Source organism: Microcoleus sp. S13_C3 (assembly GCF_036700905.1).
Lineage (GTDB): Bacteria > Cyanobacteriota > Cyanobacteriia > Cyanobacteriales > Microcoleaceae > Microcoleus.
The window spans coordinates 13,117-32,199 of the sequence record NZ_JAUBPT010000094.1; the positions used below are offsets into that span (position 1 = coordinate 13,117).

The window sequence follows — 19,083 nt, forward strand, 5'->3', positions numbered from 1 at the left end:
GAGACGAGAGTTAACAGTTTCGGTAAGTTTCCCCATAGTCTTGTATTCCAATAGTCCGGACACTTTTTCTATGGTCCAATAACTTATTCTCGCTTGACTTTGAGGCACCGTGGATAATTAAATCAATGTCACCTCTACCCCTGACTTGCATTTAATTCGACTTTTTTATGAGGCTTGCCCTGTAAGGCTTGTAGTATCGTTCCAAAAACGGTCCGGAGTATTGGTATTCGATTATTATCCGAACATATAAATCTAAACTTAGCGTACCAAACCAGCCAGCAGCCCCGACGCTTCCCGCTGCAAGCTCTGCCGATTATCATCGTAGCAATTAAGGACGTTCGAGCTGGTATGGCGGCTCAACTTCTGCGCCATTCGCGTATTGCCGTTGCTTGCATCTAACAGCGTCGTAATTGCAGCGTGGCGTATTCTGTGCGGGCTGATTCTTTTAGGAATTCCCGCAGCACAGCAAGTTGAGAAAACAAGCTTGTAAATAGCGTACCCGCTCAACCTCAACCCATATTCCCGCTTTGTCAAAGCAATAAATAAAGGATCGAGGGGCATTGCAGCTCCCCGCACGCTCAGCCAATCAGAAATCGCATCTGCCGTCGCGCTATGCAAGTCAATTAGCTGCGCTTGAGTTCCCCTACCTTTGCCGTAAATGTTCAGAGTTCGGGCTAGCGGGTCAAAGTCGCCTATATTGGCTCCGCCGAGCTCCCCCCGGCGCAACGCATTGTCCCACAGCAGCCGGAGAACTGCATAGTCGCGCTTTCCCTGGGGTGTACTCCTGTCAGGAATGGACAACACCGACTGCATCGCCGCCACATTCTCAGAAGCAACTCGGCCAAACCCTGTAGTATCCCGGTAAGGAACCACCTTCTCTCCTTCAACATCTACCAAACTCCACTCGCACTCGCCCACCTTCCGAGCAAAATTCACCAAACTTTTGATAGCCGCCAGCCGCCGATTAATCGTCGCTTCCTTAAGTCCCTTGTCGATTAGTTTGGCTTTATACTTGAGAACCACCGCGACAGCGGCGAAGCGGTTCAGCCGTAGGAACTCGCGCACCAATGCCGGGTGAGGTTCCTGCCCCGTCATTGTCGCAAAGAAATCGTACAAGTCTTTCTCATAAGCACGCCTAGTGTTGACAGAGCGCTTGGCAGCTAACAGCTCTGCCACGCTTGTCGCGCGTCGAAGCTATTTCTCCAAAGGAATTAGCAGCGTGTTCTAAGTCCATAGCCGGTCTGATAATTTGGCTTTCCAGACCAGATTACCCTCATTAGGGGTGCAAAAAGAAGGATAATTTACACCGCGAGCGACGGACGTACTAATAATGAGCGGCTTAAGCAAAACCCTTGCAGGTGCAGCGGCGCTCGCTGTACTCGATCGAACGAGTATAAATTTTGATGGTCAAACAATTAAAGCTGCCTTTTGGGGAAGTTCTGCCACCAGAGTTGCCTCCTCTCTCTCAAGAGGGCAACAGCACCTTTTCAACCTTTACAGACAACATGAAGTTGCCCGTTCACCGCTGGTGCGAGATGAGCGTGCGGGTTTCTCGGCCTCTTGGGTTGAAACCGTTATTCCTTTGCTAAAGCCTTAGAAGGGAGAGGTGCGACTGTCCTCAATAGCTAATACCGCTAAGCTCATTCGATCGCCAGATCAGACTTACCTGGGCGTACCGGATGATTTTATCGATCGCCCACTATTTAATGCAAGAGTGTTTGAGGAGCTTTTTCACGCGCGCGTGACGCGGGCTGATTGTCGCTCGGCTAACGCCCGCGACTGACGGCAATCTGTCGATCGCACGCCTGTCGCGGGCTGACTGAATTTACTATCACATTTAGATGGAAAGTGCTGTATGTAGGCTACTGTCAAACTCTCAAGTTTCCCGATCGCGAATAATGCGACTTTTCACCTCGTTGGGAATTCTGCAATCGTTCAAAATCTCATCTAGCAGCGGTGAATTCTTGCCGCAGTCGTTCGCAACAGCCACAGCAACAGCGCACTGATTCGCTACTGGCATTAGGGAACCGCTAGCGATGAAATCTTCTCGGACAATAGAAGCTAAAAACTCGGAGTCAAATTTAGCAATTTTAGTCAGCAATCCTGTGACAACTAATTTATCTACTTTGCGGCTGATGTCTGTAATTCGCAGTAAGGTGCGGGTAAAAGCGCCTATCTGGGACATGAATTCTTTCTTTTCTAAAAGAGCTATTTGATTGAAAGCAATCAGCGCTGAAGCTGCTCCCATGTTAATCAGTTCTTGATTAGAACTTTTAACAATTCGGTTGGTTAACTCAAAGGTCGCTTTTGCTAAATCGAACTCCATTGCTTTTATTCCTGAAGGATGATTCCAAATAGCCGTTTCTATCAATTTATACAATAGTTGTACTATTTCGGCAGCCGAATCGTTTTCTAAAGTTTCAAAAACAGCGATATTTTCTGAGGTCGCGACTACTTGCGAATTGACTGTTTCAATAAAAGCTTTCAAACAGTTTTGGCGCGCGCCAACGAGGGGAGACTTTGCAAAGACTGGCAGCAATTGCTGTAACTCAATGGGTTTTTTCTGTTCGGCAAGGGCTAGTAGGACTGCCGAGGCATCAAGGGCGACATCTCGCGACTGGTCTAAACACAGTTTGGCGAGTTCAGAAATAGCTGTTTGCGAGTTATTTTCTGCTTGCTGGCGGTACAATTTAATTAGGGCCGATCGCACTTCTTTTGAATCCGCATTTTTTTGTAAGTAAGGTTCGAGTTGAGGAGGAACATTATTGAGTTTCTTGAGGATATTAGCTGTTTGTGATGCTGGCAGTGTGGGAAGTAATTGTTCGAGAATCTCTGCCAAAAGCTGCTGTATCGATAGGTTATTGGCAAGGGCATCTATCGCGCGAATGAATTCTACAGGAGCTCGATCTATCGCCGGCATAATCCACTGAACCAAACCTAATTGCAGTTCGCTACTGAGGGGATGCAAACCATTACCATAAATTGCTAGTTCTCTGAATACTAAAGTAATAGTTGATGCTCGATTAGCTGGGATAGTTTCTATGGGGATTTTTAGTAAACTAGCAGCAACTAAATCAGTCGCACCACTGTGAACTGCTGATGTAATAGCAGCGAGATTGCGCCCCGTTAAATCCTCTATATCCCTTGGCAAGCTATCGCTGAATGTACTCTTTAAAATCGCTTCTAGCAAGGCTGTATCTGATGCAGCAGCGCGGCCGACAGCAGTGGCGGAAACCGCAGTCCAGTATTTGCCTAGTGGGGCGCGGAGTGCATCTTGCCAAGTGGTTCCGAAGAGTGTGTCGCCGGCAGCTAAAAAGTTTGGTAGCAGGCTGCTGAGAAGTTTTGTGGTGTTTTCTTGTTCTTTGAATTGTTCGGAAATTGGTTGAGAGATAATTGTTAGCAGAAATTCTCGCTGTACTGTTGCCGGAATGCCCGGAGTTAGGTAAAGTTCAATGACGGTAGAACGAACGTTGCCGCCGAAGAGAAAATAATATTTTTTCAGGCTTTTTAAAATTTCTAAGTCTATGCTATCTGTCCGTTTATTCGCATAAGTTTCACAAAAAACACCGATGAATTTTCCCCAAATTTGATAGCGTTCTTGTCGTCGTTTATTTTCGGTTGTTTGAGACTGTCGGCTATTTTCTGCTGTTTGAGACTGCGGGTTATTTTTGGTTGTTTGTGGCTGTCGGTTATTTTCTGCTGTTTGAGACTGCGGGTTATTTTCTGCTGTTTGCGGCTGTCGATTGGCGATGGCTGCTAGGGCTCGCTCAAATCGAGAAGTTTCAGCGGGCGATTCGAGATTCACCTGCAAAACTGGGGGGAACCGCCCTAGTAATTCGGCCGCTGTTTCGGCTGCTTTGTTAATTAGTTCCGGGCCGACATTTCCTAGCAGTTGTACTGCCACTTCCCAGGCGGCGTCTCTGTGGCGCTGCGGTGCTCCTCTGGCTGCCGCCAGCAGGGTTTCTTGGAAGCTGTAGTCTCTAATAAGGGCTATTCCTAGTAGGGACAGCAAAACTGTTGAGGATTCCGGTTCGGTGCGGGAAACGCTGGCAAAGGTAAGGGCGCGAAAAGGCAGGATTTTGGTTGTGTCTAATTCCTGAGAAATTTGGCTGAATTCCGGCAGGCTCAGGAGGGTTAAAAGTTGGCGAAATATTGACCAAATATAATATCTCGAATCGGCAATTTTAGAAGCAATTAAATCATTTTTAAGTTGGTCTTTGGCTCGTTCGCCTGTTTCGCTCGTATTCATCCAACGGGCGACCGCATATTCTAAAAATGTCTGGTGAAAAAAACCATAACGCTTCCCTCCCAATTCTTTTAAAATTCCGTCACTTTTGAGTGAATTGTAAGCCGAGAAATCAGTTTCGCTGAGGTCTAAATCACCCTCGTAAACAAAGTCACGCAATCTCTCTCCTGAGCTTTCATACATCAGCCGCGCTAGTTTCAAGCACAGTTTTTGTTTGGCTAGGCTGAGATGCCCAGACTGCAAGTTGTGGCGGACTTTGGCAATTTTCCAATCCCAATATTTTTCGTAGAGCTGGCTCACTGTTAAATCTTCGGGAACCGTTTCTTCAGCAGCAAACAACTCGCAAAGTAAAGCTAGCAGCAAGGGATGACAAACGATTTCTTGTAGGGATACGCTGTCGGCGGAAAGGGCAATAATTTTGTTAGCAAAAGATTGCTGGCTTTCTAAAGTGCTGAATCCGGGTTTGGTTTTAATGAATTCTTGCGCGGCAGTTTTGACTTCTTCGCCCGTGAAGGGAGTAATTTTGCAGTTGTCGCTGACGCTTTCTCGGAATCCGGCAAAGCTTTCGTGGTACGGTTCAAAAAAGTTGCTGTAGTCGGTATCGCGGCAGGTGAAAACAACTGTTGTGCCCATTTCTAATAACTGGGATAAAATGCCGCGCAACACCGGAACTAAAGGTTTTGTCAGTACAATATCTAAAGTGTCAATCAGGAGAATGCCGCGACTTTGTTGAGCTGTTAGTTGTTGGGCAATTTCCATAATAGATTGTCGCTTGCCGCTAATTTTTTCACCGAGTTCTAGGGCAAAGGTTTCAGCGGATTCGATTAAATCGTCGCATCGCGCTAAGGCTAGCCAACCGTTGCCTGATTCACTTTGTTCGGCGTGTAGTTCGTCGTAGATGCTGCCGAGGATGGTGCTTTTGCCGTATCCGGCGGCTCCTAAAATGGGGACGATGCGACGCTTGTTTTCAAAGACTCCAGCACGTATTTCTTTAAGGCACTTGGACAGCAGGGTTTCGCGGGGAATGGGAGGAAGAATGTAGGGATTGAGGGCGGCTCTGGCACGAGCGCCGCTGCGTTCTATTGCGACAAGCAGTTCGTCAATTTGTGGGTCAATAGGTTCCGGTTCCGGTTCTGTTTCGGGACTGACTATTTGCTGCCAGTCTAAGTCAAGAACATGGCAAATCTCCATGAAAATCGATCGATAAATCCTCTTCCCCGTAAAAAATCTGTTAACAGTTGACCAAGCTGCGATCGCCATTTCAACAGCCAGCGCCTTCTGCGTCAAGTTTTTGCGTTCCAAAGCTCTTTTGGCGAGTTCTATTCCTTTGGCTGTGGCTTGGAGAGTGCGCTTTGACATAGGGCGTGTGAAGAGTATTCGTGTCAACTTAACCTGAACAGGACTTACGCACGGGTGGCTAGAAACCAGGTTTTTTGCATCATATCAAATCCCGTGGCATCGGATATTGATATTACCCACCGTCGAACCATCAGGGCACAAGCGGTGTCCCTACAATTAATCCGGCGATGGTTAGCTCACAAGAGGGCGATAGATGATTCTGAGGTAGGGAAACGGCATTGCCGTGTCCAGAATTGCCGCGTTGTCGCTGGTTACATCCGAATCGTCAACAGTCAACAGTCAACAGTCATTCCAGTGCAACTACCTCAACTCATACACCAACTCATACAAATTTGTCAACCACTCAAATCTGAACTCAAACACCCCCCTGCAAAAATCGAAGTTGTAAGGTTTAAAACCCAATTTGGGGGGTACATGGAATTTACACCAGAACCTCTGCACGCGGCTTGGCAGCAAGTCCGCAAGCGTAGTCGCAGCGCTGGAATTGACGGCATTACGGTTGATTTGTTTGCCGGTGTTGCCCGATACCAGTTGCAGATTTTGCAGCAGCAGTTGCAGCAGGAATCTTATTTTCCGCGTCCGGCTAAGGGTTTTTACCAACCCAAAGCCAACGGCGGCAAGCGTTTGATTGGTATTCCTACGGTTAGGGACAGAATTGTGCAGCGCTTTTTGCTGGACGAACTGTATTGGCCGCTGGAGGATGTTTTTCTCGATTGCAGCTACGCTTACCGTCCCGGCAGGGGCATACAGATGGCTGTCAAACACCTCTATTCCTATTATGGATTCGGGCAGGCTTGGGTAGTCAAGGCTGATATTGAGAAGTTTTTTGACAACCTTTGTTGGCCGCTGCTATTGAGTGATTTGGAGAAGTTGCAATTAGAGCCGATTTTGCGCCAGTTAATTCAACAGCAGCTTGGGTCGGGAATTGTTGTTAAGGGTCAGTGTTTGTATCCGAATCAGGGAGTTTTGCAAGGGGCGATTCTTTCTGGTGCTTTGGCTAATTTGTACTTGAACGAGTTTGACCGACTTTGTTTGAGTCACGGTTGGAATTTGGTGCGCTTTGGCGATGATTTTGCAATCGCTTGTGCCGATTCTATTCAAGCTAATCGCTGTTTGGAACAGATTAGTTCTTGGCTGGGCAGTTTGTATTTAAAACTTCAGCCAGAGAAGACGCGGATTTTTGCACCCGATGAGGAGTTTACTTTTCTCGGTTATCTGTTTCGCAATGGAGAGGTTTTTGCACCGGAACTCCCAAAAACTACGGCAAAAGGGAGGGTGGCGCGGGCTTCGGGAACTTCTTTTAGTCGGGCAGTAACTCGCAAAGTACCTGTGTTTTCTGGAAAGCCTTTGGCTTGCAGTATTTCTGTGAAGCGGATTGTTTTGCCACGCGCTAATTCGGAACATTTTTGGAGGGAACCTATGAGTACGTTGTATGTCACGGATCAGGGAGCTTATTTGAGCATTCAAAACCAGCAGTTTCAGGTTTATTACCAGCAGGTATTGCGGATAAAAGTTCCGGCTAGTCGGGTAAGCCACATTATTTTGTTTGGCTGCTGCAATGTGTCTCACGGGGCTGTATCTTGTGCGCTGCATCAGCGGATTCCGATTCTATATTTGTCGCAGCGGGGTCGCTATTTCGGGCGGTTGCAACACGACGGGCGGGCGAAGGTGGAATATTTGACTAAGCAGGTAAGTTGTTCTATGAATCCTGAGTTTGTTCGCCTGCAAGCGGAGGCAATTGTCCGGGCGAAGCTGCATAATTCACGGATTTTGCTGATGCGATTGAACCGCTATCGCAAATCGAAGGATGCTAGTCAAACATCGGTTTTGCAGGCGGTGGAAATGCTGGAAATGCTGATGGAAAGTTTGCATTTGGCTGAGTCTATGGATGCACTGCGGGGTTATGAGGGGAAAGCGGCGACTGTTTATTTTCAAGCTTTGGGTTCTTTGTTTTCGGGCCCGTTTGTGTTTGAAGTTCGCACTAAGCGCCCTCCTACTGATCCGATTAATAGTTTGCTGAGTTTGGGCTACACTTTATTGAGTCAGAATGTGAGTTCGTTTGTGGAAGCTGTGGGGCTGCACACGCATTTTGGGAATCTTCACGTGCCCCGTGACAATCACCCGGCTTTGGTTTCAGATTTGATGGAGGAGTTTCGGGCTCAGGTTGTGGATTCTCTGGTAACGTATTTGATTAATTCTCAGATTTTTATTGCGGATGATTTTACGCGGCCAGATGAACGGGGTGGCGTTTTTCTTCAACCTCATGCTTTGAAGAAGTTTCTCAAGCATTGGGATGAAAAGTTGCTGTCGGAGACGACTCATCCGCATACTGGTTATAAGGTGGCGTACCGTCGCTGTTTGGAATTGCAGGTGCGGGAGTACATCTCAGCGTTGATGGGAGAGGTTGAGGTATATCGGCCGATGATGTGGGATAAGTAGGGCTCGGTGGGTGAGAGAAAGGGATTTTTTCTCTGTTTGTTAGTTCCACGGTTGTCTAATTAGCTTTTTCGTGGGGGGTAGGTGATGTCTGAAACCCTTATTCTGTCGTTACCCCCCACGAATTTCTTTTGGGGTAAAGGTTTGGAAGCCTTATTTTACTGTAGGTTGCTGACTTGTTGAGAATATCCTGCTTTTATTGACTTTAAATTTTGACCCCCACGAAAAAGTGCTGTAGACTTATCTTAGGGTAAGGCTTCTAGGAGCTAGCCTTTAAGCTTCTTCGGAAGTTGAATTAATGGAAATTCATCAAAAGCCTTGTTTAGTCTTTTAACATCGCGCTTTAAGCTTCTTCGGAAGTTGAATTAATGGAAATTGACCTGGTGTAAAGTCTTCAGCGACTTTTAGTTTGCCTTTAAGCTTCTTCGGAAGTTGAATTAATGGAAATTTGCTAGAGTAAGGCTATAGACATTTCCATTTGGATTACCTTTAAGCTTCTTCGGAAGTTGAATTAATGGAAATACTATCCTCCTCTGGTTTGCAACTTGCAATTTGAACTTTAAGCTTCTTCGGAAGTTGAATTAATGGAAACGTTGATCCCGGCTGAGTTTGGAGCATACTCAGTCATAGTGCGCTTTAAGCTTCTTCGGAAGTTGAATTAATGGAAACGTGCAGGAGCAGCCATGGAACCAGGTAAAATCGAACCTCTTTAAGCTTCTTCGGAAGTTGAATTAATGGAAACCGAACTTTCCGTCGTATTGATTGATTCGCCAGTATTAGGCTTTAAGCTTCTTCGGAAGTTGAATTAATGGAAACGCAACATGTGCAGCTAAATAGTCATCGTTGACTCCAGCTTTAAGCTTCTTCGGAAGTTGAATTAATGGAAACCAGTTATATTGGGTGAATAATTTTTGTGCATACTTCTTTAAGCTTCTTCGGAAGTTGAATTAATGGAAACACTTGTTTTGGTTTCTACAGCTACCGTATCAGGCTTTAAGCTTCTTCGGAAGTTGAATTAATGGAAACAAGCAAGGATGATTAGAACGAAAGTGAACAGAAAGTAAACTTTAAGCTTCTTCGGAAGTTGAATTAATGGAAACCACCTTTATCATCGGCTTTGTTCGGGTCAACAGATCTTTAAGCTTCTTCGGAAGTTGAATTAATGGAAACTTTGCCTTTGCTGAATTGCATTTTCTTCTTGTAGAAGCTTTAAGCTTCTTCGGAAGTTGAATTAATGGAAACAGACTCCCCGGTTTCGGGGTCGATATCTCCATAAGCCTCTTTAAGCTTCTTCGGAAGTTGAATTAATGGAAACATGGGGCTCGCCCGTGTCCGGGTCGATATCTCCATCTTTAAGCTTCTTCGGAAGTTGAATTAATGGAAACGTCTTGGCAACTGGAGCATAATGCGTTTCCATTTGATCTTTAAGCTTCTTCGGAAGTTGAATTAATGGAAACGATTTCCGTCACAGTCGGTCTGATTGGTTTCAATGTAGCCTTTAAGCTTCTTCGGAAGTTGAATTAATGGAAACTAGGCTCAGTGTCCCCATTGGAACTGGGCTTATCAACTCTTTAAGCTTCTTCGGAAGTTGAATTAATGGAAACCATATACCTTGGCCTGGCTCAATTGGTTCGCCGCATCTTCTTTAAGCTTCTTCGGAAGTTGAATTAATGGAAACCACAGGTGTACACTTTCTTACACGTGTCCCCGTCTTTCTCTTTAAGCTTCTTCGGAAGTTGAATTAATGGAAACTACATTGGAATTTGGTTCTGCAAACAATTTTTCCAATCTTTAAGCTTCTTCGGAAGTTGAATTAATGGAAACTAGGGTCAGTAGGACCTGCGGGAACTGGAGGAGGAGTTCTTTAAGCTTCTTCGGAAGTTGAATTAATGGAAACCTTCCTCTGAATTAGCTATGTCTATGTCGAGTAGAATCTTTAAGCTTCTTCGGAAGTTGAATTAATGGAAACTTTTGCATTTTTGCTTGTGCTATTTCAAGACTAAAACTTTAAGCTTCTTCGGAAGTTGAATTAATGGAAACTTCAACAGATTAATTGCCAATTGAGTTTTCTCGTTACGTCTTTAAGCTTCTTCGGAAGTTGAATTAATGGAAACTGGAAGATTGTTATTAGAGTATCGAACAGTTTCTGCTTTAAGCTTCTTCGGAAGTTGAATTAATGGAAACGTGAACGGACCGGGCTGAACGGGGGTCACAGGAGTTCCAGCTTTAAGCTTCTTCGGAAGTTGAATTAATGGAAACGGGGTTTCCCCGGTGGCGGTTTGCCATGGAAGTAAATCTTTAAGCTTCTTCGGAAGTTGAATTAATGGAAACCCCCTTATGGTTGCTCCTGTTTGGTAACAGTTTGCACATCTTTAAGCTTCTTCGGAAGTTGAATTAATGGAAACGAAGTCAGGCATGCGTTATCACAAAACCATAACCCGGAGGCCTTTAAGCTTCTTCGGAAGTTGAATTAATGGAAACTACCAGGCCACTTTGCAACTGTTGCTGCAAAAATCTTTAAGCTTCTTCGGAAGTTGAATTAATGGAAACAAGAAATCCCGACTGAATCCCCAAAGCCCCCAGACACCAGCTTTAAGCTTCTTCGGAAGTTGAATTAATGGAAACAGGGTAGGCCCTGGCCGTGGAAAAATATTTCCACGTCTTTAAGCTTCTTCGGAAGTTGAATTAATGGAAACATGAAAGTAATACCAGCGGCATTCGGCGAGTACTGCTTTAAGCTTCTTCGGAAGTTGAATTAATGGAAACATTCTACAACTAGCAGATCTTCCCAACCGAAACCTTCAGCTTTAAGCTTCTTCGGAAGTTGAATTAATGGAAACTTTATACCTTGAGGTAGGTCGGAAACCTTTCCAACTCCACTTTAAGCTTCTTCGGAAGTTGAATTAATGGAAACATTGTTAAGACTTTCCTGAAAGTCTTCGAGACCCCTCTTTAAGCTTCTTCGGAAGTTGAATTAATGGAAACTTGAACCATCAGCCTACCAACCACTGGAGGTAGTCCTTGTGCTTTAAGCTTCTTCGGAAGTTGAATTAATGGAAACCAGCTTCCACATTTTGTGGAGCTTTTTTATCATGGCTTTAAGCTTCTTCGGAAGTTGAATTAATGGAAACAATTTAGGCTACAACACCTCCGATTTGATTAGCAAAATTTTGCTTTAAGCTTCTTCGGAAGTTGAATTAATGGAAACCTTGTACGTAACAAGATCGATAAAAATACATCGTTCATCTGCTTTAAGCTTCTTCGGAAGTTGAATTAATGGAAACTTTCGGTCGTAACGCACACTACCCTTATCGCTTGTAGCGACTTTAAGCTTCTTCGGAAGTTGAATTAATGGAAACTATATGTGGTGCAAGGGAATTGTCGTTACCGCGGAACTCGGCTTTAAGCTTCTTCGGAAGTTGAATTAATGGAAACATTTCCAGTTGTTCATATCGGTTGTAGACTGTTGTTGGACCTTTAAGCTTCTTCGGAAGTTGAATTAATGGAAACTCTTGCCAGTTAGTGGTTGGCTCAGGCCCAAGAAGAACCGCTTTAAGCTTCTTCGGAAGTTGAATTAATGGAAACCTTTCTTTAAGCCATTCCATCAAAGAATCATAACTTCTTTAAGCTTCTTCGGAAGTTGAATTAATGGAAACCATTTAACAATTCATCGGAATTTTCTGGAGAATACTTCTTTAAGCTTCTTCGGAAGTTGAATTAATGGAAACTTTTAAGCTTAACCCAGTATTCACACAATACTTCTTTAAGCTTCTTCGGAAGTTGAATTAATGGAAACCAGGGTTTCGAGTTTCTCGTACGAAGCCTAAATAATCTGCTTTAAGCTTCTTCGGAAGTTGAATTAATGGAAACTGTCTTTTTCTTTAACTACTAGATACCATTTATTTAAAACTTTAAGCTTCTTCGGAAGTTGAATTAATGGAAACTGTGGCATGGGCGGCGGAGATCCTACAGGCTCACTACTTTAAGCTTCTTCGGAAGTTGAATTAATGGAAACTATTCCTGTATCTCTCCCTCCTCCTCGTGATCGTTCTTTAAGCTTCTTCGGAAGTTGAATTAATGGAAACGGATCAAAACCCCTCCCTGTATTAGAGGGCCTGGGCTCTTTAAGCTTCTTCGGAAGTTGAATTAATGGAAACGAGCTACTGCCGGGGTGGCAGCTAAGCTTAAAGCCAAAGCTTTAAGCTTCTTCGGAAGTTGAATTAATGGAAACGAAACAACTTCAGCCTTTACTGAAACAGAAAAGAATATCTTTAAGCTTCTTCGGAAGTTGAATTAATGGAAACAGTGAGCCTCGCAGTCTATCCTGTATTCATTGATGCTTTAAGCTTCTTCGGAAGTTGAATTAATGGAAACCCGCAAAAGATGATGTGAACATGCCACCAGACTTCTTTAAGCTTCTTCGGAAGTTGAATTAATGGAAACATAATCTCGTGTGTGCAGAATGTGAGCGTGCCAAACTTCTTTAAGCTTCTTCGGAAGTTGAATTAATGGAAACAACTAGACAGTGCCCAAGCTCGCGGGAATGCTGCCAAAATCTTTAAGCTTCTTCGGAAGTTGAATTAATGGAAACGTCATTGGGGCTGGCGTAATTGTCAGCTCACCCGTTTCCTTTAAGCTTCTTCGGAAGTTGAATTAATGGAAACATAAGTCCACGAACCATAAAAACGGAAGCTATCCGCAACTTTAAGCTTCTTCGGAAGTTGAATTAATGGAAACGCTAAAAGGAATTAGATTCCAGCAGGGGCTGGAGCTTTAAGCTTCTTCGGAAGTTGAATTAATGGAAACTGGTTGATTTGGGTTGGTAGGATCGACTACGGCATCGGCTTTAAGCTTCTTCGGAAGTTGAATTAATGGAAACTTGATTTCTCTCGGAACGTCTTCCCATTCAACTTGACTTTAGGCTTGTTCGGAAGTTGAATTAATCCCAACTGATTAGCCCCAGAGAGAGAGTTGGGCGGAGTGAAACGCAGGGTTCGCTTCACTCAACCTACGAAACTCATATACGAACTCATATACACCCCCCTCGTACTCGAATACGAACTCAAATACCCCTCTGAGAACATAGAAATACAGGGCCCAAAGAGAGCGAGAGAGAGCAAAACAAACATCTCTCAAACCGCCACTTAGCCCCAGTACCACATTCATCAGAGGGAAAACATGACCGCAGTATACATCACTCAACCCGGTTCAATTCTCAGCGTCCAACAGCATCATTTCCAAGTAATCCACCGAGAAAACTTGTGTCAAAGCGTGCCAATCAAGCAAGTCACCCAAATTATTCTGTTTAGCCTTTGCCAGTTGTCACGTCAAGCCGTCATACTAGCATCGTCCCGCAAAATTCCCATCTACTTTATCAGTCGCCAAGGCGAAGAATTGGGCAACTGCGAACCCCAAAGCCAGCCTGAACGACCTGCAAAACATCGCTTCCAGCAAATCAAACGCCTGCAAGACCCAGAATTTGTTCGCGCTTTTGCTGAGAGCATTACTTGGGCAAAAATGCACAATGAAAGCGTCTTACTCCAACAGTTGCAGGTCAGCAATCTTGCATTCGAGCCTGAAGTTTACCGCGCCTTTTTCAAATTGTTAATGGATGACTTGCCGATGGCTTATTCCCTCGATGAACTGCGGGAGTACGATGTCACCGCCGAAAGCTTTTATTATCCCGCCCTTGGTTCATTGCTACCCTTGCAATTGGGTTTTCGGTGGCGCGACTTGCAGCATCCGTCAGACCCCATTAACCGAATGCTAAATCTGGGAAATACCCTGTTGCACCAACAAACATCTACTTTTGTGCAGGTACTGGGATTGGATGCCGACATCAGCCATCTGCACGTTCCCAGCCAGCACCAAAAACCCCTTGTTTGCGATTTAATGGCAGAATTTCGCCCGATGCTGGTAGATGAATTAGCCGTCAACTTAGCCAAATCCCGCATCATTACCGCACGAGATATTATCCCTCAAAACGGTAGCGGAGCCTTCCTGTCGCCTCGCGCCCTCCAAACATTCATTCAGCATTGGGAAGAGAAACTGCGAACCTTGGTAACACATCCCCACGCAGGAACCGTTAGCTACCGCCACTGTTTGGAATTGCAAGTACGGGAATATATCGCCTGCGTGTTGGGGGACGTTCAGCATTACCGACCGCTGGTTTGGACACTCCCCAAAAATAACGCTGCTGCCAATTCTAACGACTTGGAAGATGAATATCCCCTACTGGTCAAAATGTAATATACCTCGACCATGTTTCTTGTGGAACAGGCCGAAAAGCCTGTTCAAGACTAACTTTTCTGGGGAGGTCTAATGTTTTACCTCATCTGCTACGACATTGTAGATGACCGCCGCCGCCTGAAAATTTCTAAATTATTAGAAACCTGCGGTTGCCGAGTTCAGAAGTCGGTTTTTGAGTGCGTGTTGGATGAAAAACGGCAAGAACAACTGCAAAAACGGCTGTTGAAATTGCTGAACAAACGGCAAGACCAAATCCGATTCTATCCTCTTTCTGCTCACTGTCGGTGCAAAGTAACGGTGCTGGGAGTGCAACCAAAGTTTGCAATAGACGATGAGGCTTTCATTGTTTAGATAGCCGGAAAGTTCCTGATATTGGGAAAACGGGAGGATATATTTTCTCCCTTTTCCCCCAGGGGGGATTTATGAGCGATGAAGCTGCTAAATTTAGGCTGCGGTTTTCTCCAAAAGTCCAAAAACAACTGAAATCGCTCCCTGTTAAAGTTCAAAAGCAATACCGCAAAGCTTTTAAAACGATCGCATCTGAGGGCCCGGAATACAGAAGCTTGAGAACCCACCGATACAGACACCAAAAAGGTGAAATTTGGGGTTCTGCGGCTTCGATGGCTCTGAGGTTTTATTGGAAGTATGCGGGAGAGCAAACAATTTCGATTCAGGAAATTGATTCGCACTAGCAGCGGTTGAGTGATTTTGGGAGATACCTCGCTGGCTGGCTCAATATCTGTCATCAAAAGGAAGGTGGAATCCATGCACAGCTCTGAAATCAGGTCAATTATGGACAGAGGTGGAGATTTAATTTCAGCACTACCACTAAAAGATTTGAGGAGAATGCCGCCTGCACTTAAATTATCTGCGAACTTGAACTTTACCGAAATTCATCCCCCGCGCTTTGATTACGGCGAGATGGTGCGCTGGGTGGGTGTTGGCGAAGAAGGTGACTGGGGGATAGTTATTGGCAATTTTTACAACTACGAACCACGTCGGTGCTGTTGGATTTGGTGCTACATAATTTGGCTGGCTGCTGATTCTAAGAGTGTCGGTTGGTGTCAGTTTGATACGGCGCGGGAGGAAGATTTAGAGGTTTTTGAGGATGAAAAAGCCGCGAAGTTTGACAAGTAGAGAGCGCAACTTGATTGCCATTTACAGTCAATGCCAATTGGGTATGACACCGAGACAGTTTTATGCTAAATGGGGAGTGACTCATGAGGAAATCGCTTTTATTTGTTCCCGTTCTAATTCGACTGTACGGGGTTGGTTTAAGCGGGATAAGAGCCGAAGGTTTCCTACCGCTGTCGATTTGCGTCATTTGGCAGTAATGGACTTCCTGCTAGAGCATTTTGAGGAAATTCCCGGCGAGCTCAGGAGCCGGCTGTGTCCGCCTTCTCAAAGTTAAAAGTCAAAAGTGGGCACTCTGTTCTGCTTTTTTACTTTGAGTGCATATCACAAATCAGTCAATTTGTCAATATCACCCTGACCTGTCTTTGAAAGTGCAGTTTCATTACAGTCTTAGTATGGCTTCTTTGAAGTCGAATTAATGGAAACACCTGCATTTAGGTACCCTAAAGTACAAGCCGTTGGCGATTTCGCCAGCGGCTTTTACTCGTTAACAGATTTAGAGACTCTATAACAACAATTAACAATGTAGTGGGTGCGTCAAGGAGGATTATTTTCGTTCTCAACTAACAATCTTACAACTGACGCAGGGGGTAACAAACGGTTCGTCAGAACGAGAATTTTTGTGATGATTCAAAATTCCACAACTGACGCACCCTACCACTAGGAATAACGCACTATTGCAATTCGTCTGTTTCGAGGCGGTTGAGTACCCAACCAACTATATCAGAATAAATGTAGTAGGGAGTAGCGCCACATCCCACAAAAGATGGTTTTTCCATATCTAACAATTCAAAAGTTACGCGGCATATTTCAGTCATTACCAGCAATATTTCTTCCGGGTCACAAGCTTTTATTGCTTCAGCTTTTACTTCGTTTTTTACTTTTTCCTCTGCCGATTCGCGATCTGATTTTAACATTTCCCACATGGTTGTTTTTGATACACCCTTCGCAAGATGAATCATTTTATTTCTTTTTTTCACCCAATATTCTAACATCAGCAATGATTCTTTAATATATTCCCAATCTGCACTGTCTCTTTCATTAAAATCTATCAAAGTAGTAACCAGTTTAGACTTGTCCCAACGGTCTTTTAGCCAATAAGGTTTCTTGTCAAACTCGTGGTTTTTAATTTTACTACTTTTGCTGGCGAATTTCTCCCACAGTTCTGGTTCAAATAACTTTTTTTGCAACTGCAAATCATAGATATCGCCTACAAAGTATTTACGACCACCTAAAGCAATAATTAAATAATTTAGCAATTCTTCATAAAATGAACTCAAGCGCGACAAGAAGTTTGCTACTTGATTTAGTTCCCAATAAATGCGACACTGAGCATATAAATTCAGCCAAGCTTCATAATTTTGCTCTAACTCAGTAAGCGCTGAAATGGCCGGATTAGAGTTAAGGATATTTTGGGTTTCGCCACAGTCTAAATTGGTAAAACCCAAGCCTAATTTGAGGGCTACAATTACCGATTCTATCGCGGTTTTACTATTTTTAATATCAGCTTTATCTACTATTCCGTCGGGGAGTGAATTGAGACTATTTTGCCAATCATTGAGAATTAGAATAGCGCCGTCAAAATCCCAGCGGGAAAGCAACTGCTTTACTGTGTCGTATTTTTGACTCCGCAGGTGTCGCCAATACAAAGTTAGTTTGCAGTCAGAAGGTTCTCCTTGCAAAATTCTCTCTAAGTTTAATTCGGGATCTATAAAAACTAAGTTCTTAAAGTTTGAATCAATGGCTTGAATTTGTAAGGCTGTTACCATGTTACCGGTGCCACCTTTGATACTCACCAGAACAAAGTTTTTGTTAGGTTCAGTTTCAGCAGACAAGAAATTTTGTTTTTCAGCATTCGCAATTTGTTTGAGGTATTTTTTATATTCGCTGAGGAGAGGTTCTAATTTATTTGCTTCTATTGTGGCATCAATAATTTGTTTGTCTAGGGTGAATGGTAGGTTTTCCAATTCCCGCCACTTGACTAAAATGTCGTACAAAAAGATTGTATCTTTTTCGTGTCCGTCAGGGGTTTGAGGTGTCACTTGGTTGGTAACAAATATGTAACCTTTTGTTGCACCGAGACTGATAGCTTTTTGAATGCCCCCCCCAATGCGGACTGGTTTAATTCGAGGATGCCATTCACCCGGATTATCTCGGTACTTTTCTAGCAAAATTTCTGTTAATTTGCGGCTAGTTTCTTTGACGCCAACAGGAAATCCTAAATCAGGGTAAAGGATGGTTTCAATATAGCTGCGCTGTTTTTCCCACAATTCTTTTAGATTGGATGGCAATTTAGCAATTTGTTCGCCTATGTTGGGTTCGTTAGACAAATAGTCAATGGGTAAATAGTAGTTTTTGCCTTCTATAGGAATTTGGATAGCGAGGTCTGAAGTACCGATATTTGCAATTAAGATAGCCATGATTTTTGGGATTGATGATTTGGTATTTTAGAGGGCGGACACCGGGGCACCGCCCTACGGCGGTGTTCAAAGTTTCCCTTGGTTTAACAAATAGGCGTTACTTTTTGTCTCGCTGTTTGATGCGATTCAAAATCCAATTCCAGCCGCCTGTACCCAACCAAGTTAAGACTCCGGCTGCTACTCCGGCTGCTACACTCAATAATAAAATTAAAACGGCTGGATGAATTGTATCTATTTTCCAAGTGGGGTTCAAGCTTAATGGCTGTTGGATGTAGTTGGCAATGCTGGAGGCGATAATGCCACCGATACCTACGGCTACGCCGATAACTTGTATGGTAGTTTCTAAGCGGCGGGTTTGCTGCATCAGGGTGTATTCGTACATATCGCGCACTTCGTCGTTTACTTCTTGGTACAATTCTTGTATTTGAAATACTTGATGCCACTGGCGGTAACAGCGGTGGTGGTGTTCGCGCTGCATTACTTGGGTGAAGTAGCCCCGCGCGGTGAATACTAGCAATTGATTGCGAATCTCTTCAAATACTTGTTCGCGCTGGCTGTTGTCCTGCATATCGCCGTTAGCTAACCAATTTAGGGCTACTTTTGATGATAGCATCATTAGGGTAAAGCGCTGGTGCAGGGCAATTAGAAATAGTAAAAAATATCGGTCGCGCAGGTGACATGGCAGCGTTTTGCGAAAAAAGTCAGTTTTAGGGGCATCGGCTGCTAGGAAGCTGCCACCTTCTAAGGAAAAAATAAACCACTGGCGACTGGCGTAGGGCAGCCAAGCTGGATTGTTGAATTCTAAGTCTTCTGGGGCTGGATAATTGCCTTGCTTTTCATGGAATAAGTTTTGCAATTTGTATAGTAAGAGTTGGGTTTCGTCTAGGGGTAAGTTGTCGGCAAATAAGGCTGTAAATGGTAGCATCTGTCCGGGGATAAAGACTTCACTCCACCATTGTTTTGATGTGAGTTCGGGTAATTCTGTGGGAGGTAATGCTGATTTTTTTAGTAATGCTGTCACTACTTGGCCGAAGTGAACTTTATTTTTACCCGCTTGATATTGGGAATTGCCTCCTGCTATTTCTGGAAAAAATGGCTCGAATTGAGGTTTTTTGTTGCCGTTTATGTAGTCCTGCAAAAGCAATAATGTAATTCGATGCAACGGGAGCATCCCGATTTTGCAAATATACAAAAGTATGATAAGGTGCGCCGCTTTTGGGGAAAACCGACACTTAGCTT

Annotated in this window: 12 protein-coding genes and 1 CRISPR repeat array; of the genes, 8 read left to right on the forward strand and 4 right to left on the reverse strand. The window is 44.2% G+C overall.

Annotated elements, in window-relative coordinates:
- Positions 1-258: 258 nt before the first annotated feature.
- Positions 259-1,176: a tyrosine-type recombinase/integrase gene (locus QUA16_RS23165; RefSeq protein ID WP_333106113.1), complete on the reverse strand. Its 918-nt coding sequence runs from the start codon at positions 1,174-1,176 to the stop codon at positions 259-261.
- Between the two features lie 154 nt (positions 1,177-1,330).
- Between QUA16_RS23165 and QUA16_RS23170 the strand changes: the two genes are divergently transcribed.
- Both QUA16_RS23170 and QUA16_RS23175 read left to right on the forward strand, forming a co-directional pair.
- Complete coding sequence (locus tag QUA16_RS23170; RefSeq protein ID WP_333106114.1) at positions 1,331-1,597, forward strand: hypothetical protein; 267 nt, start codon at positions 1,331-1,333, stop codon at positions 1,595-1,597.
- A 9-nt stretch (positions 1,598-1,606) separates the two neighbouring features.
- A complete protein-coding gene (locus tag QUA16_RS23175) occupies positions 1,607-1,783 on the forward strand; it encodes a hypothetical protein (protein WP_333106115.1) in 177 nt (58 codons plus the stop codon).
- Positions 1,784-1,876: 93 nt separating this feature from the next.
- On the opposite strand, the gene QUA16_RS23180 is transcribed toward QUA16_RS23175, so the two are convergent.
- On the reverse strand, positions 1,877-5,605 hold the full coding sequence (locus QUA16_RS23180) for an NACHT domain-containing protein (RefSeq protein ID WP_333106116.1): 3,729 nt from the start codon (positions 5,603-5,605) through the stop codon (positions 1,877-1,879).
- A 93-nt stretch (positions 5,606-5,698) separates the two neighbouring features.
- Between QUA16_RS23180 and cas1 (QUA16_RS23185) the strand changes: the two genes are divergently transcribed.
- The 6 genes from cas1 (QUA16_RS23185) to QUA16_RS23210 all read left to right on the forward strand — a co-directional run bounded on the left by cas1 (QUA16_RS23185) (position 5,699) and on the right by QUA16_RS23210 (position 15,701).
- Positions 5,699-8,044 (forward strand): CRISPR-associated endonuclease Cas1, encoded by a 2,346-nt coding sequence (cas1, locus tag QUA16_RS23185; RefSeq protein WP_333106118.1) that lies wholly within the window; start codon positions 5,699-5,701, stop codon positions 8,042-8,044.
- A gap of 268 nt (positions 8,045-8,312) precedes the next feature.
- Positions 8,313-12,991: a CRISPR direct-repeat array (repeat unit 35 nt; unit sequence CTTTAAGCTTCTTCGGAAGTTGAATTAATGGAAAC).
- Between the two features lie 228 nt (positions 12,992-13,219).
- Positions 13,220-14,290 carry a CRISPR-associated endonuclease Cas1 gene (cas1, locus tag QUA16_RS23190; RefSeq protein WP_333106119.1) on the forward strand — a complete coding sequence of 357 codons (1,071 nt, stop codon included), beginning with the start codon at positions 13,220-13,222 and terminating at the stop codon, positions 14,288-14,290.
- Positions 14,291-14,362: 72 nt separating this feature from the next.
- A complete protein-coding gene (cas2, locus tag QUA16_RS23195; protein ID WP_333045383.1) occupies positions 14,363-14,641 on the forward strand; it encodes a CRISPR-associated endonuclease Cas2 in 279 nt (92 codons plus the stop codon).
- Between the two features lie 71 nt (positions 14,642-14,712).
- Positions 14,713-14,982, forward strand: coding sequence for a hypothetical protein (locus tag QUA16_RS23200; RefSeq protein WP_333106120.1), 270 nt, complete (start codon positions 14,713-14,715; stop codon positions 14,980-14,982).
- A gap of 73 nt (positions 14,983-15,055) precedes the next feature.
- The gene (locus tag QUA16_RS23205; protein WP_333106122.1) at positions 15,056-15,427 is read left to right on the forward strand and encodes a hypothetical protein; all 372 of its coding nucleotides are present in this window, start codon (positions 15,056-15,058) and stop codon (positions 15,425-15,427) included.
- The gene (locus tag QUA16_RS23210) at positions 15,399-15,701 is read left to right on the forward strand and encodes a helix-turn-helix domain-containing protein (RefSeq protein WP_333106123.1); all 303 of its coding nucleotides are present in this window, start codon (positions 15,399-15,401) and stop codon (positions 15,699-15,701) included. The genes QUA16_RS23205 and QUA16_RS23210 overlap by 29 nt, the downstream gene beginning before the upstream one ends.
- A gap of 397 nt (positions 15,702-16,098) precedes the next feature.
- Here QUA16_RS23210 and QUA16_RS23215 read toward each other — a convergent pair whose 3' ends face one another.
- A complete protein-coding gene (locus tag QUA16_RS23215) occupies positions 16,099-17,844 on the reverse strand; it encodes a hypothetical protein (protein ID WP_333106124.1) in 1,746 nt (581 codons plus the stop codon).
- A 97-nt stretch (positions 17,845-17,941) separates the two neighbouring features.
- Complete coding sequence (locus tag QUA16_RS23220; protein WP_333181348.1) at positions 17,942-18,982, reverse strand: hypothetical protein; 1,041 nt, start codon at positions 18,980-18,982, stop codon at positions 17,942-17,944.
- Between the last annotated feature and the right edge of the window lie 101 nt (positions 18,983-19,083).